Below are 25,421 nucleotides of genomic sequence, written 5' to 3'. Positions count from 1 at the left end.
ACGGTGCGCCGCCGGGCAACGCACTACGCCTTCTCAACCATCAATTGTTTCGCCAGCGCTTTTAGCTCCGGCAAATACGGTTCAGCCACCGGTGCAAAGGGTTTGCGACACAGCGGGACGGACACCACATCCATGTAATGCAAAACCGTTTTCAGGCCACGGAATACGCCAACTTTTATCAGCAGATCGATAACTTTATTGCACTCACTTTGCAGACGCTGTGCCGTCGCGTTGTCACCCTCACGGATCGCTTTAGCGATGGCCTGGTAGCGCCATCCCATGATGTTGTACGTGCTGCCGATACCGCCGTCAGCACCAGCCAGCAAACCGGAGGCGAAGATCTCGTCGTAACCGTTGTAGAGCACCAGATCCGGATGCGCGCGGCGGATCTGCTCCATCTGGAACAGGTCGCCAGACGTTTGCTTCAGCGCGCCCACGCCCGGCAGCGTCACCAGGGTGTTGATCTGATCAAGCGTTAGCTTCACGCCGCTCAGCGCCGGAATGTTGTACACCACCATCGGCAAACCATCCGCCGAATCAATAATTGCACGGTAATGATCGCAATGTTCCTCAAAGCTGAAGGGATAGTAAAACGGTGTGACGGCTGACACAGCGTCAAACCCGAAACGGCTGGCAGACGCCGCTAACTGCTGGCTTTCAGCCGTGCTTACGCAGCCGACATGCGCGATTAACGTGATTTTGCCTTTTGCCTCTTCCGCTACGATTTCGAGCACCTGCTCGCGCTCGGAAAGGCTTTGCACAAAGGCTTCGCCAGTTGAACCACCGACGTACAGTCCGTCGATTCCCTGCTGAATATTGAACTGCACCAGACGTCGCAAGCTCTCTTTATCGAGTGCCTGCTGATTATTAAATGGAGTCAGGAGTGCGGCCATCACGCCACGTAATTGCTTTGCCATAGATACCTCAGTGTTTTTGGTCTGCTTATCGATATACCTTTATACCTGTTATACCAGATCAAATAAGCAGCACTGCATACAGAACGCTTATAATGCGATCTGCTTCACTAAAGGATCGTTATTTCTTCTTTTTGGATCCCTGGCCGAACGCGTGCCAGGTGGCGGAAACACTGTTGAGATGGGATTGTAGCGCCCGATCGGCTTCATCGGGATCGTGTCGGCGGATCGCATCGACAATCGCAATATGCTGGCGATAGCTGACGTTATTGTGTTCGTAGAGTTCGGCGTCGGAGACTTTTGGACGGGCCGCAATCAGCCAATCCAGCAGCGCGACGTGGATCGCCATAAAGATGGGATTACCTGGGATTTCCGCCAGCACACGGTGGAAATCAACATCGGAGCGGATAAACAGCGCATTGTCACTGAGCGACTGACTGTTGATTTCCAGCGCCTTCGATAAGCTTTCTACCTGCTCATCCGTGGCAAATTCCGCCGCGTAGCGCACCAGACTGGATTCAAAAAACAGCCGTAGCTGCTCAAAGTGGGTAATCCCGCCGGGTTGCGTGAGGAAATCTTTCGCCATGCCGGAGAGTTCACCGATGATGGTGTCGGCAGAAGGCATGGAAACGCGTGCGCGCTCACCATTGTTAATCTGCACCAGCCCTTTGCGTTTTAACGCGGCCAGCGCTTCGCGTACGGATGGACGCCCAACGTTGAAGAACTCCATCAGTTCGCGCTCTGACGGGAGTTGTTCGCCCTGCGCAAACTCCTGCCGGCGAATCATTTGCTCCAGTTCTTCTTCCACCATATCGGAGAGTTTTTTACGCGCCAGCGGACGACGGCGCAAACTGCGACCCACGGTTTCGGTTGAATTTTCCGCCTGAAGATCAATTGGTTTCATAAAGACTCGGGTCAGAAGAGTGACAATCAGTGACAACGATTTATCATAACATAGGATTTTTAGCGTAGCGAAAAACCCTGGATAGCAAAACAGGCCCAAGGGGCCTGTTTGATTATTTCACAACACGTAACGCTGGACGGCCACCGCGCGGCGGCGGATCGTCATCCGGATCGTTATCATTGTCGTGATCGGGCTTATCGCCATCGATAACAGACATGACCGTTTCGCTTTCGCTACCGGTAGAACCGTCTTCATCGTTGAGGCTGGCGACGTCTTCATCATAAGCCGCTTCCGGCTCAAACATCGTACCCGCACCGTTTTCACGTGCATAGACCGCCAGTACGGCTGCCAGTGGCACAGAAACCTGACGCGGTACACCGCCGAAGCGGGCATTGAAGCTCACTTCGTCGTTGGACAGCTCAAGATTTCCGACCGCACGCGGAGCAATGTTCAACACGATTTGCCCGTCGCGCGCGTATTCCATCGGAACTTGCACACCCGGCAACGTCACATCCACCACCAGGTGCGGCGTCAGCTGGTTGTCCAGCAGCCATTCATAGAAGGCGCGCAGCAGATACGGACGGCGTGGAGACAGCTGTGACATTTCCACAATCGTTAACCTCGGCCAAGACGCATTTCGCGTTCCGGTTCTGTCAGGGACGCGAGGAAAGAATCACGCTCAAATACGCGAGTCATATAGCCTTTCAGCTCTTTCGCACCCGGACCACTGAATTCTACGCCCAGAGACTGTAGACGCCATAACAGCGGAGCCAGGTAGCAATCGACCAGACTGAACTCATCACTCAGGAAGAATGGTTTCTGACCAAACACCGGGGCGATTGCGAGCAATTCTTCACGCAGTTGCTTACGAGCAGCGTCCGCTTCAGAAGAGGAACCGTTGACGATAACGTTCATCAGCGTGTACCAGTCTTTCTCGATACGCTGCATATACAGGCGGCTTTCGCCACGCGCAACCGGGTAAACCGGCATCAGCGGCGGATGAGGGAAACGCTCATCCAGATATTCCATAATGATGCGGGATTCCCACAGGGTCAGCTCGCGATCCACAAGCGTTGGTACGCTCTGGTTCGGGTTGAGATCGATCAGATCCTGAGGCGGGTTATCCTTTTCCACATGCTCGATCTCAAAACTGACACCCTTCTCGGCCAGCACGATACGAACCTGATGGCTATAAATGTCAGTAGGACCAGAAAACAGCGTCATTACCGAACGTTTGTTGGCAGCGACAGCCATGAAAACCTCCAGGTATATTCAGAATAGTACTGCTACTAGCCACGATGGCTAGCCAGATGATTTGTCACCCATCCCAGAGAACAACCGCATTGTTCATAAAGTGAACAAAAATCGAGGGTTCGCCGACATTTGGGCAGAAAATTGGATGATAGTTTACCAGATTTTGCAGGGTTTGTGGTGAGGGGATTCTGGAAATGCTGAAAAAGAGCTGGGAATCAAATAAATACTGTGGATAACCTGAACATTATCCATAAAAAAAACCCGCCGAAGCGGGTTTTTCGCCAATCCTTCTGCCAAAGCAGAAAAAAGATTAACGCTTGGAGAACTGTGGACGACGACGTGCTTTACGCAGACCCACTTTCTTACGTTCAACCTGACGCGCGTCACGAGTGACGAAGCCAGCTTTACGCAGTTCAGAACGCAGGGATTCGTCGTACTCCATCAGAGCGCGTGTGATACCGTGACGGATCGCACCAGCCTGACCAGAGATACCACCACCTTTAACAGTGATGTACAGATCCAATTTTTCAACCATATCAACCAGTTCCAGCGGCTGGCGAACTACCATGCGGGCAGTTTCGCGACCGAAGTACTGTTCCAGAGAACGCTGGTTGATTACGATTTTACCACTGCCCGGTTTGATGAACACACGAGCGGCGGAGCTTTTGCGGCGACCAGTGCCGTAGTATTGATTTTCAGCCATTGCCTATAATCCCGATTAGATGTCAAGAACTTGCGGTTGCTGTGCCGCGTGGTTGTGCTCGTTGCCCGCGTAAACTTTCAGTTTACGGTACATAGCACGACCCAGCGGGCCCTTTGGCAACATGCCTTTAACCGCGATTTCAATCACACGCTCAGGACGGCGGGCAATCATCTCTTCAAAGGTCGCTTGTTTGATACCACCGATGAAACCGGTGTGATGGTAATAAATTTTGTCTTCGCGCTTGTTGCCGGTTACAGCAACTTTTTCTGCGTTCAGAACGATAATGTAATCACCAGTATCAACGTGCGGAGTGTATTCCGCTTTGTGCTTACCGCGCAGGCGAAGAGCCAGTTCGGAAGCCAGACGACCCAGAGTTTTACCGGTCGCGTCAACAACATACCAGTCGCGTTTTACGGTTTCTGGTTTAGCTGTAAAAGTTTTCATTAAAAGCTTACCCAAATAATAAGTTACACGTTGGTGAACACCCAAACGTTTAGTCAGTTGAGGCTCACACGACATTGTCCAGCAAACCTACCCCTTCGAATAGCCTATGCCGGCACATAGAAAGTTTTGGGAAAAAAACCTTCTCGTAACGTGGGGTCGCAAGATTATAGAGAAGTCAGGGTCAAAGATCGACCCCTAAATGTGATTAGTCGCAAGGTTTTCCGGGAAGCGGTCCGTTTTGGCGAATGCTTTCGCTGACCGCGCCATTCACACCGTGAAAGGCCGCGCGTTAGGGCATATGAGCACGCTTCAAATACTCTTCGCTTTGCATTTCCTGCAAGCGTGACAAACAGCGCTGGAATTCAAATTTCAGCCGCTCGCCCTGATAAATTTCATATAACGGCATTTCCGCGCTGACCACCAGCTTGACGTGGCGCTCGTAAAACTCATCCACCAGCGCAATAAAACGGCGGGCTTCACTCTCCATCAGCGGCGTCATCACCGGAACATCCAACAGCATCACGGTGTGGAACAGACGCGAGAGCGCAATGTAATCATGCTGACTGCGGGCATCCACGCACAGCGTCGCAAACGACACGGCCAGGGTTTGATTTTCGACCCCAAGCGTTTGTAGTGGGCGGTGATTAATTTCCAGTTCAGGCGATTTATCACGCTTAGCGCCCGCGAGCGCCAGCCACAGTTTGTCCATTTGGCTTTGTGTCTGCTCGTTTAAAGGAGACAGCCAGAGGTGCGCCTGAGTCAGCGTGCGCAGACGATAATCCACACCCGCATCCACATTCATGATGTCACAGTGTTCTTTAATCGCATCGATTGCAGGCATGAAACGTGCGCGTTGCAGACCGTTACGATACAGGTCGTCTGGCGGAATATTCGATGTCGCTACCAGCGTAATACCACGCGCGAAAAGGGCTTTCATCAGGCCGCCAAGCAGCATGGCGTCGGTGATATCGGAGACAAAAAATTCATCAAAGCACAGGACGTCGGTTTCCGCTTTAAAACGGTCGGCGACAATCTCCAGCGGATCGGCGTGGCCTTGCAGCGCCGTGAGCTCTTCATGTACGCGCAGCATAAAGCGGTGGAAGTGCAAACGCTGCTTCCGCGTGCCCGGCAGGCTTTGATAAAACATATCCATTAGCCAGGTTTTGCCCCGCCCCACACCACCCCACATATATAAGCCGCGAACCGGGGGAACCGTCTGTGGCTCTTTTTTCCCTAACAGTCGCCCAAACGCGGCTTTCAGCCCGCTGGTTTGCGCCGTTTCAGTCGGTTCGGTCATCAATTTTTGATAGATAGAATTCAGGCGATTTACCGCGTCACGCTGCACATCATCTGGCTGGTGAGTGCCCTCATCCAGGGCTTGTTGGTAACGCGATGTTGGAGACAGGCTTTGCATAATGTCGTTGTTATTCCTTCAATTAATCCTCGCCAGGATGCTCAACTGGCGAAAAAAAGGCCGTTCTACAGTACGCGATGATACGTCAGGATTCCACTTCTGAAGAAATAGCGGTTATAGTGGCATAATCAGGCACAGGCAGGAGCCGCGCCAATACCCTACGGAACCACAAGACAACGGGAGAAGTTCATGACCTGGGAATATGCGCTAATTGGTTTAGTCGTCGGCATCGCAATCGGTGCTGTAGCCATGCGTTTCGGTAATCGCAAATTGCGTCAGCAGCAGTCGTTACAATACGAACTGGAAAAAAACAAAGCTGAACTGGAAGAGTATCGTGAAGAGCTGGTCAGCCACTTTGCCCGTAGCGCCGAGCTGCTGGACAACATGGCCACCGACTATCGTCAGCTATATCAACATATGGCAAAAAGCTCCAGCAACCTTCTGCCGGAGATGAGTGCTGAAAGCAACCCGTTCCGCAACCGTCTGGCTGAGTCCGAAGCCAGCAACGATCAGGTGCCAGTACAGATGCCGCGTGATTACTCAGACGGTGCATCCGGCCTGCTGCGCGGTGGCGTAAAACGCGATTAATCGCACATCTGCAATATATTTTACGGGCGCAGCCCTTGCGCCCGTCCTTTCTTTCCCTTCCCAGCTATTATTTAGTCAATTACCTCATTGTTCAGTGGTTTAAAATTCAATAACATCAAACTGTTTTTGGGCCGTTTTTCCCTTTATTCCAGGTTATGAGAGCCAGCATCAATGAAGAAAAAAAACCAGCTGTTAAGCGCGATTGCGTTAAGTGTCGGGTTATCTCTCACGGCGTCATGGCCTGCGGCTGCGGCCCTGCCTTCGCAAGTGCCTGGGGAGGCGGCCATTCCAAGCCTTGCGCCAATGCTTGAAAAAGTGTTGCCGGCGGTGGTCAGCATCAAGGTTGAGGGCACGGCGGCACAGAGCCAACGTATACCGGAAGAGCTAAAAAAATATTTTGGTGATGAGGGCCCCGATCAGCAAACCCAGCCGTTTGAAGGGCTTGGCTCCGGGGTAGTGATTGATGCGGCGAAAGGCTACGTGCTGACGAACAATCACGTTATCAGCCAGGCCGATAAAATCAGCGTGCAAATGAATGATGGTCGCGAGTTCGATGCCAAACTGATTGGCAGCGACGATCAAAGTGACATCGCGCTACTGCAAATCCAAAATCCCAGCAAGCTGACGCAAATTGTTATCGCGGATTCCGACAAATTGCGTGTCGGAGATTTTGCCGTGGCCGTGGGTAACCCTTTCGGTCTGGGCCAGACGGCAACCTCCGGGATCATCTCTGCGTTGGGTCGTAGCGGTCTAAATCTCGAAGGCCTGGAGAACTTTATCCAGACTGACGCCTCCATTAACCGCGGGAATTCCGGCGGCGCACTGCTGAATCTTAACGGTGAGTTGATTGGTATTAACACCGCGATTCTTGCTCCCGGTGGCGGCAGCGTTGGTATCGGCTTTGCGATCCCCAGCAATATGGCCAAAATCCTCTCGCAACAGCTGATTGAATCCGGCGAGGTAAAACGCGGTCTGCTGGGAATAAAAGGCATGGAAATGAGCGCGGACATCGCAAAAGCCTTTAATCTCGACGTGCAGCGCGGGGCGTTTGTCAGTGAAGTTCTGGCGAACTCCGGCTCCGCAAAAGCGGGTGTGAAATCGGGCGATATCATCGTTAGCCTCAACGGTAAGCCGCTGAGCAGCTTCGCTGAATTACGCTCACGTGTTGCCACCACGGAACCTGGGACGAAGGTGAAGCTTGGGTTGCTGCGCGATGGCAAACCGCTGGAAGTCGAAGTTACGCTGGATAAGAGCACCTCATCGTCGGCCAGTGCTGAACTGATCGCCCCTGCACTACAAGGTGCGGCGCTCAGCGATGGTCAGCTTAAAGACGGTACAAAAGGTATTTCTATCGAGAGCGTCGAAAAGAGCAGTCCCGCCGCGCAGGCAGGCCTGCATCAGGATGACGTGATTATCGGTGTTAACCGCAGCCGTGTTCAGTCGATCGCCGAGATGCGCAAGGTCCTGGAAAGCAAGCCAGCAGTGATTGCGCTGCAAATCATCCGTGGCAACGATACGCTCTACATTCTATTACGCTAAGCATTTGCTCATCCGGACGTCACCGCTGCATGTGATGTCCGGATAAGTCATGCTATGCTGCATCCGTCCCTTAATTAACGACGCCCGCATCATGTTTCTTAAGCTATTTCGTTCAGTTGCTATCGGTTTGGTCGTTGGCGGCCTGTTATTGGCTGCAATGCCCTCTTTACGTCAGTTAAATCAGCTGGCGGCGCCGCGTTTCGACAGCACCGATGAGACGCCTGTGAGCTACAACCAGGCGGTTCGCCGTGCTGCGCCTGCTGTGGTTAACGTCTATAACCGCGGCCTCAACAGTTCCGCGCATAATCAACTGGAGATTCGTACTCTCGGCTCCGGCGTGATCATGGATGAGCGCGGCTACATCATTACCAACAAACACGTCATTAACGACGCCGATCAGATTATCGTCGCCTTGCAGGATGGCCGCGTGTTTGAAGCCTTATTGGTTGGCTCGGACACGCTGACCGACCTCGCCGTCCTCAAAATCAATGCCACGGGCGGGCTGCCGGTGATTCCGATCAACCGTAAACGCACACCGCATATCGGCGATGTGGTGATGGCGATTGGTAACCCGTATAACCTTGGGCAAACCATTACCCAGGGGATTATCAGCGCCACCGGTCGTATCGGTTTGAATCCCTCCGGGCGACAAAACTTCCTGCAAACGGACGCCTCGATTAACCACGGTAACTCCGGCGGCGCATTGGTGAACTCGCTTGGAGAATTAATGGGCATCAATACCCTGTCGTTCGATAAAAGTAACGATGGCGAGACGCCTGAGGGCATCGGTTTTGCGATCCCGTTCCAGCTGGCCAACAAAATCATGGACAAGCTGATTCGCGATGGTCGCGTCATTCGCGGCTATATTGGCATCGGTGGCCGAGAAATTGCGCCAATGCACACTCAGGGCGGCGGCATCGATCAGATTCAAGGTATCGTGGTCAATGAAGTGACACCGGGCGGTCCGGCGGCTAACGCAGGGCTACAGGTGAACGACGTGATTGTTTCGGTCAACGGCACGCCTGCCGTATCCGCACTCGAAACAATGGATCAGGTAGCAGAGATTCGTCCTGGCTCGATTATTCCGGTCGAAGTCATGCGTAATGACAAAAAACTGACGCTTCAGGTGACGATTCAGGAATATCCCGCCACTAACTAAAAGCATAAAAAAACCGGAGCACATGGCTCCGGTTTTTATGACTGAGGGTTCGATTACTTGCTGACGAACTCTTCACCCAGAGTGATATCTTTCTTCAACGTGTCCAGCATGCCTTCCATCGCTTGTTGTTCAAACGCGCTCAGCTTGCCGATTGACTGACGTTCTTCGATACCATTTTTGCCCAGCAGCAGCGGCTGTGAGAAGAAGCGAGCGTGCTCGCCATCACCTTCAACATACGCACATTCTACTACGCCTTTCTCGCCTTGCAGCGCACGTACCAGAGACAGACCAAAACGTGCAGCCGCCTGGCCCATAGACAATGTTGCAGAACCGCCACCCGCTTTCGCTTCGACCACTTCGGTGCCTGCGTTCTGAATACGTTTGGTCAGGTCAGCCACTTCCTGCTCGGAGAAACTCACGCCAGGGATCTGCGACAGCAATGGCAGAATCGTCACGCCAGAGTGACCACCGATAACCGGGACTTCGATATCAGACGGTGATTTGCCTTTCAGTTCCGCAACAAAGGTGTTGGAACGGATGATGTCCAGCGTGGTTACGCCAAACAATTTGTTCTTGTCGTATACACCGGCTTTCTTCAGCACTTCAGCCGCAATAGCAACCGTGGTGTTGACTGGGTTGGTAATGATACCCACGCACGCTTTCGGGCAAGTTTCAGCAATCTGTTGAACCAGATTTTTCACGATACCGGCGTTAACGTTGAACAGATCGGAACGATCCATCCCCGGTTTACGCGCGACACCTGCGGAGATCAGCACCACATCTGCGCCTTCAAGCGCTGGACGTGCGTTTTCACCGGAGAAGCCTTTGATTTTCACAGCTGTTGGGATGTGGCTCAAGTCAACTGCCACACCAGGTGTGACCGGAGCAATATCATACAGGGAGAGTTCTGAGCCGGAAGGCAGTTGGGTTTTCAGTAGTAGGGCAAGCGCCTGGCCGATACCACCAGCAGCGCCGAGGACTGCGACTTTCATCCTAAACTCCTTATTATGGTTAACTTAAGTGTCTGTGACTCCGTTGCGGCGACCTTAATTCAGCAGATGAATAAAAACAATTTTCGTAGCTAAAGAATTTGAGGTCGCACTTCTTTCGCCTTCGCCTGAACGCTTACGGGCAATTTTCAGCAACAAAGCAACGAATCAAGAGGGGGTTACCATACACCCTGGCTCGTCATCAAAACAACATCATTTTGATAACATTTAATTTACTTTTAAGGTTATTTGCGCGACGTGACCCAGGCATGTTTTCCGATAACAAAATTTGATAAAATCACTCCCTTTCATAACATTATCTCCCCCTTCATCCCCATCCGATAATTTGCATAAAAATTCATTTACATGCATAATGATGACATTCCATCGTCCTGAACAGGGTGACATATGCGAAGCTCGTCGAAACAAGAAGAATTAGTGAAAGCGTTTAAAGCGCTGCTCAAAGAAGAGAAATTCAGCTCACAGGGAGAGATTGTCCTGGCCTTACAGGAACAGGGCTTCGAGAATATCAATCAGTCAAAAGTCTCCCGCATGTTAACCAAGTTTGGTGCGGTACGAACTCGCAACGCCAAAATGGAAATGGTTTACTGCCTGCCCGCAGAGTTAGGCGTGCCGACCACGTCAAGTCCCTTGAAGAATCTGGTTTTGGATATTGATTATAACGATGCGGTTGTCGTGATTCACACCAGCCCCGGCGCTGCACAGCTGATCGCTCGCCTGCTTGATTCACTGGGTAAATCGGAAGGCATTCTCGGAACAATTGCGGGTGACGATACGATCTTCACGACGCCTGCGAACGGTTTCTCGGTGAAAGATCTGTACGAAGCCATCCTGATGCTGTTCGAGCAAGAGCTTTAAACCGCTTCCCTGCTGTCAATGCAGCGGGGAACCTTCTGCCCCTCCCCCATTCCACACCATATTGTTTTGCCCTTCTATTTTGCAATTAGTGCTTTATCCTGCTGTTTTTCATTCATCCAGTGAATACCAAATCAACAAAGCGCACAAAAAATCAAAAACCCATATCCCACTGATTTCATTGCATTTATAAAATAAAATGTCGATTATTTAACCATTTATATTCATTTTGGTTATATCTATTCAGCTATTTAACACCTAATTACATAGGAAACCATTAGCATGGTATTAATATTTAGCGTGACTAGTGTATACTTGATTTTGTGATGAGGGTCACGAAACGAAAGACCCCAATAAATTCGACGAGGTAAAGAATTATGAAAATCAAATCAACTGTAGCAGCACTGAGCGTTCTGTCTGTCCTGTCATTCAGTGCTTTCGCCGCCGACTCCATTAATGCGGATCAGGCACAATCCCGTCAGGCGATGGGCACCGTTTCAGTCGGCGCTATCGGGACTTCTCCGATGGATATGCATGAAATGCTGAACAAAAAAGCGCAAGAGCAAGGTGCATCATCTTATCGCGTGATCGAAGCGCGTTCAGGCGATCACTGGCATGCGACTGCTGAACTGTACAAATAAGTTCAGCCCATACCGAACACTGTAATTATCGACTCAGCGGCACCAGGCATAAAAAAAGCAGTTTAATCCTTCTGGCCGTTGAGAAAACGTTATTGAGGAAAATGACTATGAAAACCAAATTAATCATCGCAACCCTTGGCTTAGCTTCCGTTCTCTCCTTCGGTGCCAGCGCTGCTGCACACCTGGTGAATTCAGACGAAGCGCAGAATCTGCAATCAATGGGTAGCGTATCGGTCACCGCCATTGGGGGCGCCCCAATGGATATCCGTCAGAAACTGGCAGCTAAAGCTGAGAAAGCCGGTGCCAGCAGCTATCGCGTGACTGAGTTAACTCAGGGCGATCACTGGCACGCAACGGCTGAGCTGTACAAATAAACCCTCGTCGTATCTCATCATACGACTTGCCCCTGACACGTTGTCAGGGGCTTTTTTATGCCCATCAGGAAGGCCGAACATTAAAGCGTAACTGCCCCTGCAGCTCTTCTTCCGCTTCATCAAACAGCAGAATCAATGCGCCAAACCGTCGACGGAGTTTCTCCGGCAGATGGGTAAACTCGATCTCCAGCGGCATGGGTAATCCCCCGCTAACAATCACATCCCATAACGAATCCAGATTCGTGACTTTATCCCGCTCAAGTCCAAAAGTGCGTGAAAATTCATGCCAGAAGTCTTCCTGACTGTCGATTTCATCAAAATCAAACGTGTAGATATTCATTGCCGCCACCCCGTCCAGACAGACGACTTCCGCCGCCCTGACGCTGATTATAATCCCCCGATATGCAGGGTTTTGACTTCCAGAAATTCCTCTAGCCCCAGCACCGATCCCTCGCGACCCAGCCCTGACTCTTTCACACCGCCAAACGGCCCCAGCTCGGTTGAGACGGCGCATTCATTGATGCCAATCATGCCGCTTTCAATCGCCTGCGAGACGCGGAAAACCCGCTGCAGGTTTTGCGTATAGAAGTAAGCGGCCAGACCAAACGGCGTATTATTCGCACGCTGAATAACTTCTTCCTCAGAGGTAAAACGGAAGCACGCTGCAACGGGGCCAAACGTCTCTTCTTCGGCAAGTTTCATCCCTTCGTGACAATCGCCAAGCACGGTCGGGAGCCAGAAATTGCCGCCCAACGCATGAGGTTTCCCCCCCGCCAGCACGGTTGCGCCTTTCGCGACGGCATCCTCGACGTGTTCACGCACTTTTTTGACCGCGGAAGGTTCAATTAATGGACCCACAATGACGCCCTCTTCCTGACCGTTCCCCACTTTCAGCGCCTCAACCGCTTCGGCGAGTTTTGTCACGAAGGTATCGTAGACAGATTCCTGGATATAGAAGCGGTTCACGCTAACGCACACCTGCCCCGCGTTACGGAATTTATTGGCAATCGCGCCTTTCACGGCTGCATCGATGTCGGCATCGTCAAAGACGATGTAAGGCGCATTGCCGCCCAGCTCCATCGATACCTTTTTCATGGTTTCCGCAGCGTTACGCATGAGGGTTTTGCCCACCTCGGTAGAGCCGGTAAACGAGATTTTACGCACCTCGTGACTGGCCATAATCGCGTCGCTGATTTCATGGGTATTTCCCGCCACCGCATTAAGCACGCCATCAGGGACACCGGCTTTTTTCGCCAGCGATAGCAGCGCGAATGCGCTAAGAGGGGTGTTATTAGCGGGTTTAATGACCCCGGTACAGCCTGCCGCGAGTGCCGGACCGAGCTTGCGGGTCAGCATCGCCATTGGGAAATTCCACGGCGTGATTGCCGCCACGACGCCGATCGGCTCACGGGTTGCCAGAATGCGGGAGCCCGGTTTTACGGGCGGGATAATCTCGCCGTTGGCGCGTTTTGCCTGCTCAGCAAACCACTGAATAAAACTGGCGGCATATTCCACTTCGCCCTCTGCCTCTTTTAAGGGTTTGCCCTGTTCCGTGGTCATCAACTGCCCGAGCCAGCGTTTATTCTCGATAATTAATTCATACCAACGATACAGGATCGCCGAACGCTCTTTCGCCGTTTTGGCTCGCCATTCAGGAAAAGCGCGACTGGCTGCCGCGATGGCTTCTTCGGTCTCTTTTTTACCCGCCTTCGCCACTTTCGCGACCACTTCACCCGTTGCCGGGTTGAGCACATCAAAGGTGGTGTCCAGCGTTTTCCACACGCCATCGACCAGATAGCCGGTCTGGAAAAGCGCATTATCCTGAAGAGTCTGGGTGGTCATGTGTCCTCCTGATCTGGGTTTAAGAACCTACCAGATTAAGTATAGCCACAAAAAAACCGACGCTTTTTGGCGTCGGTTTTTTCGGTCTTTAGCTATCGGTCAGGGCATTTTGATAGCGATGGAGGACTTCCGTTAGCCGTCGCACCGGTTCCGTCACCTGCGGTGGCGCTTCCCAGACACGCAGTTTCTCCTGATACACGTTTAGTTCCTCCAGTAACTGACCAAAGTAGCGACGGCGTTTGTCATCGCTGGAAGCCGAAATAACGCGATCGGCCGTGTGGCGAAGCTGGCGGTGAAACGCTGACAAATCATCATTGATGGGCACCGGCGCATTTCGCAGCCGCTGGTGGGCGATGATCATTGTCAGCGCCAGGCGAAATTTCGCGACATCACCTGGGAATTTCGTCAGCAGTAAAAACAACTGCTGATACAGCGCGGGCAGATGATTTTCTTTGCGACGCGCGGTGTTCGTCGTCATCGCGGAAACGGCCGCAGAAACAAACTGATTCAGCAGCACACGCCCGGTACGCGCCTGAGAATTATCGCGCACCAGCAGGATCACCATCATCGCCAGGAAACAGCCCACCAGCTGGCCTAACGCACTGTCGAGGAACTGGCTAAAGTGAAACGTCATCGGGTTATCCAGCACCAGAATATTGATGGTGCTGGCCAGCGCCCCGAGCGAACCCAGCCGACGTTTCTGCACTTCAATCCCAATAAAGAACGCCAGCACCGCCAGACTGATACAGAGCAATAGCATGCTTTGCTGCGTCGACGGGAGCACCACCAGGAAGTAGAATGCGCCGATGGGTAGCGCAGCGATAGCGCCGTAAAGGAAGTCAATCGCCACCATGCGTGGATTCGGCAGCCGCATCGCCAGCGAGGTGACAACGGCAATCATCACCATCGCCCCCGTCCCGGATGTCCAGCCGGTCCAGAGCCAGAATAAAGCGCCGAGCATACAGGCCAGCGTAGTACGCCAAAAGTTGACCATGGCATGGTGGCGCTCGGCCGATTCGGGCTTGATAACCACTTCGCTCTGTAAAACATCTTCTTCGATGGCGCTGATTTTGGTGTTACTCACCACGCCGCGCTTGAGCAGCAGAAAACGCGTCGCCGCGCCGACCCAGGTGTAAATCGTCACCGGCGTATCGTGCTCGCCGGTCCAGGCCATCACCCGCCGCATGCGTTTGAGCTGTCGATGCACATCCTGCACCGTTTCGACTGGTGCCTCAAACAGCTCGCGAAACGTATCCGTGACCACCTCAGGGCGGGTGTTCTGGATAAGAAAGGTTTCGCACGCCTGGGTGATCAGCGTTAATGACACCGTATTGATGGCTTTCAGGCGTCGATTAGCACGTGACCAGCGCGAAGATTCCATATTGAGGTTACTGCGCATCCCTTCCAGCGCAGCGGTACGCCGCACAAGCGCCCCCCAGGCATTGTCCATCTCCGCGCTGTCGCCATGCTTTATGCACAGTTGCATGAGTTGGTACTGGGCAACAATAAGGGCGTCTAGTTCACGGTCGACTTCTTGTTTAATGGATCGCGGCGAGAAAAGCAGATCGGCAACGATCGCGCAGACGATACCAATCACGATTTCGCTGCAACGTTCGACGGCAAACTGCGGGGCCAGTAAAGGTTCGGCCTGAATCGTAATCACAATGATCAGGGCGGTGTAACCCGACAGGCCCCAGGCATACGAGTTCTCCACTTTTACCAGCGAAGAAACCCATGTGCAAAAACCGGCCCATACACAGCACACCATCAGCATCAGCAGCGGCGAACGAATCATCGTAATAATGATAACCAGCGCGGCCGCACAGCCAATAAAAGTCCCGACGATACGTAGCATGCCGCGATAGCGGATGGCCCCGGAATAGGGTTCCCCCCCGGCGGCAAACGCCGGACCGGCCGCAACAAGCGCCGCTGTCAGCACGGCCCAGCGCGGTGTCTCCAACTGAAAGTGGAAGCCCACAAACAGTGCCAGGACGATGGCGAATGCCAGCTTAACGGCGAAGCGAAGGTGCTGGCTGGCGATGGTAAAAATACCCATCGTGATTACCCAAACTCACGCAGGCGATGCGCGATTTTACGGAACAGAGAGTCGTTGCTGGCATTGCGATCTTTCTCGCCGGTAATGACTACCGTCGCCGTAGTCCCGGCGGGCCACAGATTTCCCTGCTCGTCATCCAGGCGAATACGCACCGGCACACGCTGCGCCAGGCGCACCCATTCAAGGTTGGAATCCACCGTCGCCATGCCTTTGCTGTCGCGAGTGGCGCTGGAGTTGGTGACGCCCGCGGCAATGCTGTCCACCGTGCCTTTCAGCACTCGATTGCTGCCAAGCGGCGTGATTTCAGCGCGATACCCTGGGCGGACGCCCTCAAGCTTGGTCTCTTCCATATAAGCCAGAACGTAGAAGGAGTGTTGTTTGACCAGCGCCACTGCCGTTGAGCCGCGCGTAATAAACTCGCCCGTGTAGACGTTGAGGTTTGTCACCCAGCCATCCGAGGGCGCGCGGATGACGGTGCGTTCCAGATCCAGCTTCGCCAGATCGCGAGTGGCTTCTGCTTTTGCCAGCTGATGAAGAACGGTTTGCAGCAGGTTGTTCGACTGATCAATCTCTTCGCGAGACATCGCCTGAATGCCTAACTTGTTGCGACGCCCCGCCTCACGACGCTTTTCCGTAGCGAGCGCCTGATAATAGGCCACGTCAGCTTCTGACTCTTCTAATGCTTTCTGATAACGCGGTTGGTCAATCGTGAAGAGAACCTGATCTTTTTTGACCAGCTGATTATCACGCACGTTGACCGCTGTAATGAGGCCCGCCACATCAGGCGCAATCGCCACGATATCCGCGCTAAAGCGTGCATCACGAGTCCAGGGTGATTCGGTATAAAATACCCATGCGCGCGAGATGGCGATAAACGCCAGAATAACCAGCGCCACAGTAATGGCAGTACGGGAGATATTTCTTGTTAGTGTTTTCACATCTACCTCAGACAAACATGCGCGATATTAAGTAGAAAAGGCAGCAATACAGCGCGGTATTAAACAATGCAGGGTGCCAGACAAAATCGTAGATACCGGTCGGGGCCAGCAGCTTACGCACCAGCCAGAAAATCGCCAGTGATAAAATCAGTTCGAAAAAAATCGGTGGGAAGGACAGACCAAACACCACGAAAACGGGAAACAGACTCATGTTGACCTTGATTATAGTGCGAGCAGGCGACTGAATTTTTTTACGCTCACGCCATCGCAGTAGGCAAGAAAAGCCGGGCGGGAATGGCGAAGCCGTTAACTCATTAATAATATTTTAACGTAACTGTTATGCTGTTATCTATAATATGTGATCTAAATCACTTTTAAGCCAGAGTGAACAATGGAACGTTTAAAGCGCATGTCCGTCTTTGCCAAAGTCGTCGAATTTGGCTCTTTTACCGCTGCTGCAAAGCAGTTGCAGATGAGTGTGTCATCCATCAGCCAGACGGTGTCAAAACTGGAAGATGAACTTCAGGTCAAGCTGCTAAATCGCAGCACCCGGAGTATTGGGCTGACGGAGGCCGGTAAAATTTATTATCAAGGCTGTCGGCGCATGCTGCATGAAGTTCAGGATGTGCATGAACAACTTTATGCCTTTAACAACACCCCTATCGGCACGCTGCGCATCGGGTGTTCTTCAACTATGGCACAAAATGTCCTCGCCGGTATGACCGCGGAAATGCTGAAAGAGTACCCAGGGCTGACGGTGAATTTAGTCACCGGGATCCCGGCACCGGACCTGATTGCTGACGGGCTGGACGTCGTGATCCGCGTCGGGGCGCTCCAGGATTCGAGCCTTTTCTCCCGTCGACTGGGCAGTATGCCTATGGTCGTCTGTGCCTCAAAAAATTATCTGGTGCAATTTGGTGTCCCAGAAAAACCTGCGGATCTGAGCAATCATTCATGGCTGGAATACAGCGTGCGGCCGGACAGCGAGTTTGAGCTGATCGCACCAGAAGGCCTGTCAACCAAACTGCTGCCGCAGGGACGGTTTGTGACCAACGATCCGATGACTATTTCTCGCTGGCTGGTGGCCGGTGCGGGGATCGCATACGTACCGCTGATGTGGGTGATCAATGAGATCAACAGCGGTGAACTGGAGATCCTGTTCCCGCGTTATCAGTCGGACCCGCGCCCGGTCTACGCGCTGTACACCGAAAAGGACAAGCTGCCGCTGAAGGTTCAGGTGTGCATTAACTATCTGACGGATTATTTTGTGGAAGTGGCGGAGTTGTATCAGGGAATGCGAGGGCGAAGAAAAGAGTAATAAAATGCCCTCCGTAGAGGGCATGTTCAATCAACAATCAGGCTGTGCCGCCGACCGTCAAACTGTCGACTTTCAGAGTCGGCTGGCCCACGCCAACCGGCAGGCTTTGGCCTTCTTTACCGCAGACGCCAACACCTTTATCCAGTTTGAGATCGTTACCGACCATTGAAATCTGCTGCATCGCTTCGATTCCAGAACCAATCAGCGTGGCACCTTTCACCGCTTTGGTGACTTTGCCTTTCTCAATCAAATACGCTTCGGACGTGGAGAAGACAAATTTCCCGGAGGTGATATCCACCTGTCCGCCACCAAAGTTTGGCGCGAAGATACCGTAATCAACGGATTCGATAATCTCCTGCGGCGTTGATTTACCCGCCAGCATATAGGTGTTGGTCATGCGCGGCATCGGCAGATGCGCGTAAGATTCACGACGGCCGTTCCCCGTTGGCGCAACGCCCATCAGACGCGCGTTCAGTTTGTCCTGCATGTAACCTTTCAGCACGCCATTTTCGATCAGCACGTTGTACTGCCCTGGCGTCCCTTCATCATCAATAGAGATGGAGCCGCGACGATCGGCCATAGTGCCGTCATCAATAATGGTGCACAGCTCAGAGGCCACCAGCTCCCCCATCTGACCGCTAAACACGGACGTGCCACGACGGTTAAAGTCGCCTTCAAGACCGTGACCGACCGCTTCGTGCAGCAGAACGCCAGGCCAGCCCGCGCCCAATACCACTGGCAGCGTGCCCGCAGGTGCCGCGACCGCGTTCAGGTTAACCATCGCCATACGAACGGCTTCTTTTGCCCATGCATCCGCACGCACTTCGCCGTCTTCGTCGGCCAGGAACCACTCGTAGCCAAAACGTCCGCCGCCGCCGCTAGAGCCGCGCTCACGTTTGCCGTCATCTTCTACCTGCACGCTAACCGACAGACGAACCAGCGGGCGCACATCTGCCGCCAGCGTGCCATCGGTTGCCGCAACAAGAATCAGTTCGTACACACCGGTTAAACTGGCCGAGACTTCCTGCACACGTTTGTCCGCCGCGCGCGCCACTTTGTCCACACGACGCAGAATATCCAGCTTCTCTTCACGGCTCATGCTTTGCAGCGGATCGATGCTGGTGTACAGCGCGGTATGCTGCACTTCACCCAGCGTTTTGACGCGACCATCACCGGTTTCACGGACAATAGTACGTGCCGCCTGGGCGCTCTGTTGCAGTGCCGTCAGGCTAATCTGATCGGCATAGGCAAAACCGGTTTTTTCACCGCTCACGGCGCGAACGCCAACGCCCTGGTCGATATTATAAGAGCCATCTTTAATGATGCTGTCTTCTAAAACCCAGGACTCGTGGTAGCTCGACTGAAAATAGAGATCGCCGTAGTCGAGACGACGCTCGGTCAGTTGGGCAAGAATGGAGAACAGATCCTGATGACTCAGGCCGTTCGCTGCGAGCAAATGTTCACTTACCAGGTTCAGACTCATCGTTTTGCTACTCGTTCGTTGCCGCCGGGAGGGCGGTATAAAAGATCAATATAAATGAGAGTGAGGCAATATATCGCCCGCGTCAAATCATTGCTGTGCATCTTTGCGGGGCTGGCGAAGCACCTCGTTAATCTGTGGTTTATCCACCGGGCCGGTAATTCGATAGCGTAGAATCGAGACTTTGCCCCACAGAGGTCCCAACACCTTACTGGCGGCAAAGACCGCAGCCCCCACAATCGGGTTAACCACAAACGCGGCCGCCACGCCGACGGTCGCGGAGATTTCAGGTGCGACCACCGCTTCCATATTCAACTCGCGACGCACCAGATCGACAGAGCCTTTCATGGCGATATCCGCTTCCAGACCGTCCACCAGCGTGTCATCCGTATGCAGCACACCGTCTTTAATCCACGAGGTGCTGCGAATGGAATCGTAGTAGAACCCTTCGCTGAAGGTGTCGCTAAAGTCAAAGCGCAGTTTACGCAGCAGTGCATCAAAGCTCAGCAGACGCAAAATCTGTCCGGCGTGCCCGGTGCTGACATCAGCGATTTCACCTTTGCCGAGATTAACTTTCAGGATGCCGTTTAGCGACGCTTCGTCCGGTTTCCACGGCTGGGCGCGCCAGTGCAAATCGTAATTGGCATCAAAAGAGGAGCCTCTCACCGGCGTGCTGACGCCAAAGAAATCAAAGGCGCTATCCAGTTTGCTTCCCTTGATCTGACCTTTCAGGGACGTGCGCTGTTCGCCAGGACCATTCACCCACTGACCATCAGCCGTTAAACGCCCAAAGCCCGTGTCGATGAGGCCGCCGGAGAGACTCAGCGTATTGCCCGCGATCGCAAAGTCACCGTCAATGCGGCCATATTTTTGCCCCATCAGCCAGCATTCAGCGCAGCGCAACTGCAGATCCGGCCAGCCACTGAAGTCCACTTTTGTCACTTCGGAGAGGGGCGCAGGTATGCTGGGATCAGCTTTTGGCGAAGCCGTTGTCGGGTTGTAATAGAGATAACGAATCGCAGCCTGCCATGGCGCGTTGTCACGCATCGTCAGCGTACCGTTGATCTCACGCCCCTGCGCGTCGACTTTCGAGCCGTTCACTGTCGGTTCAGAAACAATACTGAGATTATTCCACTGCTGTCCGCCCAGCGTTAGCGCCGGGGTACGCACGGTCACTTTTTGCGGGAATTGGGCCGCGTCACCGACATTTTGCCCGACGCCGCGATTAAACATCGCCAGCCACTCCGCGCCATCCAGCGCCGGTAAATTCAGCTCTACACCCGACTGCTCAGGCAGCGGCGGGATGGTGCGGCTGTCCGTCGTCCAGATGGCGCGATCAAGCGTCAACTTACGACCCAGGAGCCAGCGGCTGTTGAAGTGGTTTTTAGCGTCAGCGTTACCGCTTAGCGCAAAACTGTTCAGATCGCCGTCGACGTTTATTTTCATCGGCAGCGCCTCGCCCGCACGCTTGTTGAGCGGAGCCGGTAAGTGACTGCTTACATTCTTGAGATCGCCGGTGATATCGACCTTATAGCGCGCGCCAGAATGATACGGCAGATCAATGCCCACTTTGCCATTCCACGCCACCGAGCCATCAATCGACTCAGCGATAGGTTTTGGCAACACATCCATTTTTGACGGCTGCCAGTTGGCATTCATATTGACGGCCACCTGATACGCTTTCTCACCCTCTGTGGTTGAGAAATCCACGTTCAGCGGCTGATTAAACCAGCTCGCCTTTAGCGGTTCACTTTTCAAATTGCCGTTCACAAAGCTGAAATTCCCGCTCAGGTTTTTCAGCGTGCTATTGAGCGGCTTGATGAACAAGCTGTTGTTATTCAGCACGACGTCGCCTTGAGCGGTCGTCTTTTCACCATCCAGAGGGATATCAAGATGCAGGCGGGCCTTCACATCGCCATCAATCTGCAACTCTTTCAACGCCGCAGCCAAGGAATCGTCCAGCGGTGTCTCTTCAAAATACGGCCCAACGGCTTTACCCGGTCCGTTGATATCCGCGTCGATCAGCAGCTTTTCTTTGGAATAATCCGGGATCACAGCGGTGAGATTACTGGCCGTCACGCCGCCCAGCGCGACGCTGTCGGTTTTCATCCACAAGCCGTCATTGAGGAAATTCAGCTCAATATTCAGGTTTTTGAGCGCTGGCCAGTCGGGCTGGAAGGCAAACGTGGCGTTACGCAGCGGGACCAGAATCTGGAACTGGCCTTCGTTATGTTTGTAAGGGAAAAGATGCGGATTCCCGCCATACACCAGCGTGGCGTTATCGGCCTGTCCGCCCTGAATCGCGCCGCTCAGGTAGTCCACCAGCGCTTTACCCATCAGATTTTCCGGGAAATAACGCCAGGCCTGGCCACCGTCATCAGTGCTGATCCCGGCAAGAATGCCCAGCCAGGGTTCGTCGCCTTCTGGCTGCAAATAGCGGAAATTACCCGCCGCACGGACACCCGTGGCTTTCACATCAATGTCACGCCCATCCAGCTGAAAACCTTTATCGTTTTTCAGCCAGTTGAGCGTGGCAGACCCTTTTTCAATCTCCAGAGGCGCGCGGAAAACCGTTTCGTAAGGCATTTTAGCGTCATTCATTTGCACCGTGAGTCGGCCATTTTCAACGCCGCCCTCAAGCGTCCCAGAAAAGTGTTCTGTACCGGGCAGAAGCTTCCATTGCTTCCAGGAGAGATTTTTCCAGGATGCCTGGAATCGGGTCTTTTCTGTCGCCTGCAGGGGAATATCGAGCGCCAGCTTATCAATCTGCCCGCTCGGCTGCGTGGCTTGCCAGACATCGCCCAGTGAAGCGGATATTCGGTTGGCGATTGGGCGCAGGCCTTCGAGGTCAGCCAGCTCAAGATTACTCGCACGAATACGCAGTTCATCGCTGCGCTTATTATCAACGCCACCGACTTCCTGCTCAGGGATCCACGCCATGGTTAACGCGCCACGCGGCCAGGCTTTGCCATCCATCGTAATGCGCGTATCAGGAATAGAGAATTGCCAGTTGGCCCCCTGACGCGTGACATGTGCGGTCAGGTTATCGACGGACATATCATGGGATTGATTGTCGCCTTTCCACGCCGCACCACCCTGCTTGAGCCAGACATCACCCGCCGCAATATCGCCATCCGTCAGGGTGAGCCAGCCTTCAAGGCTAAAACGCGCACGCTGCAGCGCGACGTTATCCTGCATCCATTTGCCCAACCACGGCTTGACGTCGACGTCATCCGCCTGCAGCCACACGCGGCCACTGTTCAGCAAACCATTATCATCACGCAGATCCATTCGCACCTGCATGATGCCGTGTTGACCAGTCAGGCTGGAGAGATTGACCTGTCCCTCAGCGCGGTGACGATCTTTACCGTTCAGCCAGGTAAGCTGCGGGATCGCCAGTTCTGCACGTTGACCAGACAGCGTAATAAAGCTGATTTCACTGTCACGCAGATCGAAATGATCGAACTGGCGCAGGAACAGATCGCTGATACGGTTGGTTTCGATTCCTTTGCTGTTGCTGTTGCGCAAAGGCGTGTTGGTCAGAAACTGGAGTTGATAAAAGGTGAGATCGCGAAACTGCCAGCGCATGTGCAGCAAGCTTTGCCAGACATCCAGCGCCAGCGTGACACGTTTGATTTTAAGATAGCCGCCATCCGGCAGCGCGGCGTTAATGTCGCGCGCATCCAGCGTCGGGCCAAAATTTTGCCAGTTCGCGCTGAGCTGGCTGACATCCACCGGAACGCCGGTGGCACGTTCGATTTTTGCCAGCACCTGCGGGCGCCAGCTATCCAGATGGGGCAGAACGAGGCGCAGCCCGCTCACGAGCAACGCCACAATGACGACAAGCGTTGCCCCTGTAAGCAGTAAAATTCCTGGCAATCGCCTCACGCATCTCTCCTTGTCAGCCGTTCTCTTGCAGCGTCGCTGCGTTTACATCATGACCACATCAAACTGCTGCTGATTATAGAGCGGCTCAATTTGCACTTTGACCTGTTTGCCGACAAAGATTTCCACTTCCGCCAACGCATGGGACTCTTCGCCTTTCAGTGCTTCTGCCACCGCAGGGGAAGCATAGACCAGAAAACGATCGGAGTCGTAGGCGTGATGAACGCGAACGATTTCACGCATGATTTCATAACAGACGGTTTCGACGGATTTGACCGTGCCGCGCCCGTTACAGGTTGGGCATACGTTGCATAACACATGCTCGACGCTTTCGCGCGTGCGCTTGCGGGTCATCTCCACCAGGCCAAGCTGCGAGAAACCATTAATACTGGTTTTGACACGATCTTTACTCAGCGCCTGCTCCAGGGAATGCAGGACGCGACGACGGTGATCTTCATTACTCATATCGATAAAGTCGATGATGATAATGCCGCCGAGATTGCGCAGGCGCAGCTGGCGTGCGATCGCCTGGGTCGCTTCAATATTGGTGTTGAAAATCGTGTCGTCAAGATTGCGGTGACCAACAAACGCGCCGGTGTTGATATCAACGGTAGTCATCGCTTCGGTCTGATCGATGATCAGATAGCCGCCCGATTTCAGCTCGACTTTGCGCTCCAGCGCGCGCTGGATTTCGTTTTCGACATCAAAGAGATCGAAAATCGGCTGACGGCCAGAATAGTGTTCCAGCAGGCCCGGCATCTCAGGAATGTATTCGGCAGTAAATTCCAGCAATGCATCGTACGTCAGACGAGAGTCGACGCGAATTCTGTCGAGCTGCGCATCGGCAAAATCGCGCAACACGCGTTGGGCCAGCGCCAACTCGCCATACAACTGATAACGGGTCTGGTTGCGTTTTTTACGCTCCATCACTTTGGTCCAGACGCGTTTCAGATAGGCCGCATCGGAGGCAAGATCCTCTTCGCTGATCCCTTCTGCCGCAGTACGGATAATGAAACCGCCCTGCTCATCGCAATACGCGCCGACCACCTTTTTCAGGCGCTCGCGCTCGTCTTCACTCTCAATACGCTGAGAAACGCCTACGTGCGAGGCACCCGGCATAAAGACCAGATAGCGTGAAGGCAAAGTGATGTCAGTTGTGAGACGCGCGCCTTTGGTGCCGAGCGGGTCTTTCACCACTTGCACCATTAAATCCTGGCCCTGACGGACCAGTTCGGAGATATCACGAACGGTAAATTGCTTTTGCTCTTCGCCCGCCACGCATTCGGTATGGGGCATGATGTCTGAGGCATGCAGAAACGCCGCTTTATCAAGACCAATATCTACAAATGCCGCCTGCATACCCGGTAGTACACGACTGACACGACCTTTGTAGATATTGCCTACTATTCCGCGTCGCGCTTCGCGCTCAATATGAATTTCCTGAAGAATGCCGCCATCTATATAGGCCACTCGAGTTTCCGATGGCGTTACGTTAACCAACAGTTCAGCCGTCATAATTATCCCTTCCCTCACGCAGTGAGTTAAAATTGCTTAGCAACTCATACGTTTCCACCAGCGGTAAGCCGACTACGGCGTGATAGCTGCCATTGATCTTCCTGACAAAACAGCCACCCAGCCCTTGAATACCGTATGCACCTGCTTTATCCATAGGTTCACCGCTGGCGATATACCCGGCGATTTCCTCATCGGTAAGCACTCTGAATGTGACGTCCGTAACCACCAGGCAATCCAGCACGTTCTGGCTGTCCGCCAGCGCAACCGCTGTCATCACCTGATGCGTCTGCCCGGATAATTTACGCAGCATGCGTGCCGCATGTTCAGCGTCACGCGGTTTCTCGAGAACTTCACCGTTTAAAATCACGATGGTATCTGCCCCCAGCACCGGTAAGTCTCGCGGCGTTTGTGCCACACCGGCCTGCGCTTTTTCTCGCGCCAGACGGGACACATACTGCTGCGCGCTTTCGCCTTCGGCTCGTTTTTCTTCAATACCGGTGACGATACGTTCAAAAGAGACACCCAGCTGAGTGAGGAGCTCCTGACGGCGCGGGGAACCAGAGGCAAGATATAAAGACGTCATAGAAA

The 25,421-nt window shown here is 53.3% G+C and carries 24 protein-coding genes; 7 read left to right on the top strand and 17 right to left on the bottom strand.

The annotated features are described in order from the left end of the window. Positions 1–23: 23 nt before the first annotated feature. From nanA to zapE, 7 genes are all read right to left on the bottom strand, one after another. Positions 24–917 (bottom strand): N-acetylneuraminate lyase, encoded by an 894-nt coding sequence (nanA, locus tag AC07RN_RS15225; RefSeq protein ID WP_478336747.1) that lies wholly within the window; start codon positions 915–917, stop codon positions 24–26. Between the two features lie 118 nt (positions 918–1,035). Continuing rightward, complete coding sequence (nanR, locus tag AC07RN_RS15220) at positions 1,036–1,818, bottom strand: transcriptional regulator NanR (protein WP_015960643.1); 783 nt, start codon at positions 1,816–1,818, stop codon at positions 1,036–1,038. 112 nt (positions 1,819–1,930) lie between these two features. After that, positions 1,931–2,428, bottom strand: coding sequence for a ClpXP protease specificity-enhancing factor (sspB, locus tag AC07RN_RS15215; RefSeq protein WP_015960644.1), 498 nt, complete (start codon positions 2,426–2,428; stop codon positions 1,931–1,933). Positions 2,429–2,433: 5 nt separating this feature from the next. Then, positions 2,434–3,072, bottom strand: coding sequence for a stringent starvation protein SspA (gene sspA, locus AC07RN_RS15210; RefSeq protein WP_015960645.1), 639 nt, complete (start codon positions 3,070–3,072; stop codon positions 2,434–2,436). A 310-nt stretch (positions 3,073–3,382) separates the two neighbouring features. Then, entirely contained in the window at positions 3,383–3,775 is a 393-nt protein-coding gene (rpsI, locus tag AC07RN_RS15205; protein WP_003860436.1) for a 30S ribosomal protein S9, read from the bottom strand. A 15-nt stretch (positions 3,776–3,790) separates the two neighbouring features. Continuing rightward, a complete protein-coding gene (gene rplM / locus AC07RN_RS15200; protein WP_015960646.1) occupies positions 3,791–4,219 on the bottom strand; it encodes a 50S ribosomal protein L13 in 429 nt (142 codons plus the stop codon). 289 nt (positions 4,220–4,508) lie between these two features. Beyond that, complete coding sequence (gene zapE, locus AC07RN_RS15195) at positions 4,509–5,633, bottom strand: cell division protein ZapE (RefSeq protein ID WP_478336746.1); 1,125 nt, start codon at positions 5,631–5,633, stop codon at positions 4,509–4,511. 189 nt (positions 5,634–5,822) lie between these two features. Here zapE and zapG point away from each other — a divergent pair, with 189 nt between their 5' ends. The 3 genes from zapG to degS all read left to right on the top strand — a co-directional run bounded on the left by zapG (position 5,823) and on the right by degS (position 8,919). Then, positions 5,823–6,221 carry a Z-ring associated protein ZapG gene (gene zapG, locus AC07RN_RS15190; protein WP_015960648.1) on the top strand — a complete coding sequence of 133 codons (399 nt, stop codon included), beginning with the start codon at positions 5,823–5,825 and terminating at the stop codon, positions 6,219–6,221. A 171-nt stretch (positions 6,222–6,392) separates the two neighbouring features. Then, entirely contained in the window at positions 6,393–7,760 is a 1,368-nt protein-coding gene (gene degQ / locus AC07RN_RS15185) for a serine endoprotease DegQ (RefSeq protein WP_478336745.1), read from the top strand. A 91-nt stretch (positions 7,761–7,851) separates the two neighbouring features. Then, positions 7,852–8,919, top strand: a complete 1,068-nt coding sequence (degS, locus tag AC07RN_RS15180; RefSeq protein ID WP_041689727.1) for an outer membrane-stress sensor serine endopeptidase DegS — start codon at positions 7,852–7,854, stop codon at positions 8,917–8,919. 53 nt (positions 8,920–8,972) lie between these two features. Here degS and mdh read toward each other — a convergent pair whose 3' ends face one another. Next, positions 8,973–9,911 carry a malate dehydrogenase gene (gene mdh / locus AC07RN_RS15175; protein ID WP_015960651.1) on the bottom strand — a complete coding sequence of 313 codons (939 nt, stop codon included), beginning with the start codon at positions 9,909–9,911 and terminating at the stop codon, positions 8,973–8,975. Between the two features lie 405 nt (positions 9,912–10,316). Between mdh and argR the strand changes: the two genes are divergently transcribed. The 3 genes from argR (at position 10,317) to yhcN (AC07RN_RS15160) (ending at position 11,799) form a co-directional block, all read left to right on the top strand. Beyond that, positions 10,317–10,787 (top strand): transcriptional regulator ArgR, encoded by a 471-nt coding sequence (gene argR, locus AC07RN_RS15170; protein ID WP_015960652.1) that lies wholly within the window; start codon positions 10,317–10,319, stop codon positions 10,785–10,787. 374 nt (positions 10,788–11,161) lie between these two features. Beyond that, positions 11,162–11,425 carry a peroxide/acid stress response protein YhcN gene (yhcN, locus tag AC07RN_RS15165; RefSeq protein ID WP_478336744.1) on the top strand — a complete coding sequence of 88 codons (264 nt, stop codon included), beginning with the start codon at positions 11,162–11,164 and terminating at the stop codon, positions 11,423–11,425. Between the two features lie 107 nt (positions 11,426–11,532). After that, complete coding sequence (yhcN, locus tag AC07RN_RS15160; protein WP_015960654.1) at positions 11,533–11,799, top strand: peroxide/acid stress response protein YhcN; 267 nt, start codon at positions 11,533–11,535, stop codon at positions 11,797–11,799. A gap of 64 nt (positions 11,800–11,863) precedes the next feature. On the opposite strand, the gene AC07RN_RS15155 is transcribed toward yhcN (AC07RN_RS15160), so the two are convergent. The 5 genes from AC07RN_RS15155 to aaeX all read right to left on the bottom strand — a co-directional run bounded on the left by AC07RN_RS15155 (position 11,864) and on the right by aaeX (position 16,846). Further along, complete coding sequence (locus AC07RN_RS15155; protein WP_041689541.1) at positions 11,864–12,139, bottom strand: barstar family protein; 276 nt, start codon at positions 12,137–12,139, stop codon at positions 11,864–11,866. Between the two features lie 47 nt (positions 12,140–12,186). Beyond that, a complete protein-coding gene (locus AC07RN_RS15150; RefSeq protein ID WP_478336743.1) occupies positions 12,187–13,641 on the bottom strand; it encodes an NAD-dependent succinate-semialdehyde dehydrogenase in 1,455 nt (484 codons plus the stop codon). Between the two features lie 88 nt (positions 13,642–13,729). Further along, positions 13,730–15,697: a p-hydroxybenzoic acid efflux pump subunit AaeB gene (gene aaeB, locus AC07RN_RS15145; RefSeq protein WP_478336742.1), complete on the bottom strand. Its 1,968-nt coding sequence runs from the start codon at positions 15,695–15,697 to the stop codon at positions 13,730–13,732. A gap of 5 nt (positions 15,698–15,702) precedes the next feature. After that, the gene (gene aaeA, locus AC07RN_RS15140) at positions 15,703–16,635 is read right to left on the bottom strand and encodes a p-hydroxybenzoic acid efflux pump subunit AaeA (RefSeq protein WP_133631586.1); all 933 of its coding nucleotides are present in this window, start codon (positions 16,633–16,635) and stop codon (positions 15,703–15,705) included. A gap of 7 nt (positions 16,636–16,642) precedes the next feature. Then, positions 16,643–16,846: a p-hydroxybenzoic acid efflux pump operon protein AaeX gene (gene aaeX, locus AC07RN_RS15135; protein ID WP_015960659.1), complete on the bottom strand. Its 204-nt coding sequence runs from the start codon at positions 16,844–16,846 to the stop codon at positions 16,643–16,645. A 180-nt stretch (positions 16,847–17,026) separates the two neighbouring features. Here aaeX and aaeR point away from each other — a divergent pair, with 180 nt between their 5' ends. Next, positions 17,027–17,953 (top strand): HTH-type transcriptional activator AaeR, encoded by a 927-nt coding sequence (gene aaeR / locus AC07RN_RS15130; RefSeq protein WP_478336741.1) that lies wholly within the window; start codon positions 17,027–17,029, stop codon positions 17,951–17,953. Between the two features lie 37 nt (positions 17,954–17,990). Here the strand turns inward: aaeR and tldD are convergent, their stop codons facing one another. The 4 genes from tldD to AC07RN_RS15110 form a co-directional block, all read right to left on the bottom strand. After that, the gene (gene tldD / locus AC07RN_RS15125; RefSeq protein ID WP_015960661.1) at positions 17,991–19,436 is read right to left on the bottom strand and encodes a metalloprotease TldD; all 1,446 of its coding nucleotides are present in this window, start codon (positions 19,434–19,436) and stop codon (positions 17,991–17,993) included. 87 nt (positions 19,437–19,523) lie between these two features. Then, on the bottom strand, positions 19,524–23,321 hold the full coding sequence (gene yhdP, locus AC07RN_RS15120) for an AsmA2 domain-containing protein YhdP (RefSeq protein ID WP_478336740.1): 3,798 nt from the start codon (positions 23,319–23,321) through the stop codon (positions 19,524–19,526). A 42-nt stretch (positions 23,322–23,363) separates the two neighbouring features. Further along, the gene (gene rng, locus AC07RN_RS15115; RefSeq protein ID WP_015960663.1) at positions 23,364–24,833 is read right to left on the bottom strand and encodes a ribonuclease G; all 1,470 of its coding nucleotides are present in this window, start codon (positions 24,831–24,833) and stop codon (positions 23,364–23,366) included. Continuing rightward, positions 24,823–25,416, bottom strand: coding sequence for a Maf family protein (locus AC07RN_RS15110; RefSeq protein WP_478336739.1), 594 nt, complete (start codon positions 25,414–25,416; stop codon positions 24,823–24,825). Before AC07RN_RS15110 ends, rng begins: the two co-directional genes overlap by 11 nt. Positions 25,417–25,421: the final 5 nt, after the last annotated feature.

It is taken from the genome of Lelliottia sp. GFLA7, from assembly GCF_056490165.1.
Note: the sequence above shows the minus strand (reverse complement) of the source record. Positions and strands in the feature narration are given on the sequence as shown.

Coding starts and splice junctions, on each gene's coding strand:
- nanR (WP_015960643.1), bottom strand. CDS start 1,818: ATGAAACCAATTGATCTTCAGGCGGAAAATTCAACCGAAACCGTGGGT.
- tldD (WP_015960661.1), bottom strand. CDS start 19,436: ATGAGTCTGAACCTGGTAAGTGAACATTTGCTCGCAGCGAACGGCCTG.
- degQ (WP_478336745.1), top strand. CDS start 6,393: ATGAAGAAAAAAAACCAGCTGTTAAGCGCGATTGCGTTAAGTGTCGGG.
- rpsI (WP_003860436.1), bottom strand. CDS start 3,775: ATGGCTGAAAATCAATACTACGGCACTGGTCGCCGCAAAAGCTCCGCC.
- sspA (WP_015960645.1), bottom strand. CDS start 3,072: ATGGCTGTCGCTGCCAACAAACGTTCGGTAATGACGCTGTTTTCTGGT.
- AC07RN_RS15110 (WP_478336739.1), bottom strand. CDS start 25,416: ATGACGTCTTTATATCTTGCCTCTGGTTCCCCGCGCCGTCAGGAGCTC.
- aaeB (WP_478336742.1), bottom strand. CDS start 15,697: ATGGGTATTTTTACCATCGCCAGCCAGCACCTTCGCTTCGCCGTTAAG.
- AC07RN_RS15150 (WP_478336743.1), bottom strand. CDS start 13,641: ATGACCACCCAGACTCTTCAGGATAATGCGCTTTTCCAGACCGGCTAT.
- aaeR (WP_478336741.1), top strand. CDS start 17,027: ATGGAACGTTTAAAGCGCATGTCCGTCTTTGCCAAAGTCGTCGAATTT.
- aaeX (WP_015960659.1), bottom strand. CDS start 16,846: ATGAGTCTGTTTCCCGTTTTCGTGGTGTTTGGTCTGTCCTTCCCACCG.
- mdh (WP_015960651.1), bottom strand. CDS start 9,911: ATGAAAGTCGCAGTCCTCGGCGCTGCTGGTGGTATCGGCCAGGCGCTT.
- AC07RN_RS15155 (WP_041689541.1), bottom strand. CDS start 12,139: ATGAATATCTACACGTTTGATTTTGATGAAATCGACAGTCAGGAAGAC.
- rng (WP_015960663.1), bottom strand. CDS start 24,833: ATGACGGCTGAACTGTTGGTTAACGTAACGCCATCGGAAACTCGAGTG.
- nanA (WP_478336747.1), bottom strand. CDS start 917: ATGGCAAAGCAATTACGTGGCGTGATGGCCGCACTCCTGACTCCATTT.
- zapE (WP_478336746.1), bottom strand. CDS start 5,633: ATGCAAAGCCTGTCTCCAACATCGCGTTACCAACAAGCCCTGGATGAG.
- argR (WP_015960652.1), top strand. CDS start 10,317: ATGCGAAGCTCGTCGAAACAAGAAGAATTAGTGAAAGCGTTTAAAGCG.
- yhcN (WP_478336744.1), top strand. CDS start 11,162: ATGAAAATCAAATCAACTGTAGCAGCACTGAGCGTTCTGTCTGTCCTG.
- degS (WP_041689727.1), top strand. CDS start 7,852: ATGTTTCTTAAGCTATTTCGTTCAGTTGCTATCGGTTTGGTCGTTGGC.
- yhcN (WP_015960654.1), top strand. CDS start 11,533: ATGAAAACCAAATTAATCATCGCAACCCTTGGCTTAGCTTCCGTTCTC.
- zapG (WP_015960648.1), top strand. CDS start 5,823: ATGACCTGGGAATATGCGCTAATTGGTTTAGTCGTCGGCATCGCAATC.
- rplM (WP_015960646.1), bottom strand. CDS start 4,219: ATGAAAACTTTTACAGCTAAACCAGAAACCGTAAAACGCGACTGGTAT.